Source organism: Hydrocoleum sp. CS-953 (assembly GCF_002260545.1).
Taxonomy (GTDB): Bacteria; Cyanobacteriota; Cyanobacteriia; order Cyanobacteriales; family Microcoleaceae; genus Trichodesmium.
This window is the reverse complement of record NZ_LGSU01000021.1, coordinates 1-1,164: the sequence shown is the minus strand read 5'-3', so window position 1 is coordinate 1,164 and position 1,164 is coordinate 1. Positions and strand designations below refer to the sequence as shown.

The 1,164-nt window shown below is 33.3% G+C and carries 1 protein-coding gene; it reads right to left on the bottom strand.

Features of this window, described 5'->3' with window-relative positions:
• Positions 1-110: 110 nt before the first annotated feature.
• On the bottom strand, positions 111-1,164 hold a 1,054-nt coding region (locus AFK68_RS00070; protein WP_143437357.1), incomplete at its 5' end, for a tetratricopeptide repeat protein.

Genomic DNA, 1,164 nt, shown 5'->3' with positions numbered 1-1,164 from the left:
ATTAGACATCTCTGATCGTCAAAAATAAAATCAATTATCTCTCATAAATAATCAATTATTTCCCCCTAATCCCTACTACCTACTCCCTCTTTTCCGGAGAGTTATATTGATTACCACAATAAATTAGGTTGTTTACCAGGAGGATAACTTCTTCTTTCAACCTCTCTTTGATTTGGTATCAACTCCACAGGAATCTGTGGTAAACTATGTTCCTCTAGAGCATTTAAAAAACTCAAAACTTCTGGATCGTTAGGCTTAAGTTTTACTGCTTCTTGGGCAGCTTCTCTAGCTTTTTCATAATTCCCTAAACGATAAAGAGCTTCCCCTTTTCCTATCCAAGCATCAGCAAAATCAGACTTTAATTGAATTGCCTTATCATAAGCAGCGATCGCTTCTTCATAGTCCTGAAAATTTGTTGTTAAAATATTTCCTCTCAGATACCAAACCGCAAAATCATCTGGATTATATCTAATTACTTGATTAAAAGATATTAATGCTTCGTAAGGTCGATCTAAATAAGCAAATAAAGCTCCTTTATCTCGCCAAGCCAAATAAAAATCTGGTTTAATTTTTACTGTCTTTTTATAAGCATCTATTGCTGCATCATACCTACCTAAAGCAGATAAAACATTTCCCTTACCATACCAAGCTGGATAGAAATTTTCCCTGATTTTTATTGAGGCTTCAAAAGCTACTAATGCTTCTTCAAATCTCTCTAACCGATACAAATGATTCCCACGGTTTGCCCATGCTGCTGCACTAGAAATATCTCCTGTTTCTGGAACTTTTAAATAAGCTTCTATAGAAAAAGCTTCTTTTTTAGTTATTGGTGGTGGGGGTGAATTTTCCAATTCAAAATTTAATCCCATATTTAACTTATTTGCCAACTCTAAAAAAGTATTAATAGGAATTCCATAACTAAAACCAATACTTACTCTTGCCACTGAATTAGATTCTTCATCATAAATTTTTGTACCTTCAGAAGCACCATGAATTCCAATTACTCTTCCTTGAGTATCTAAAACAGGTGCGCCACTCAAACCTAACTCAGTAATATTGTTATAAAAAAGTTCATAACCATTAGAAACGGGATCTTTAATAAAAGCTAATTCATAATCTTGATTAATTAATAATCCCGGACTAAATAAATGTTCTCTTTCAGCT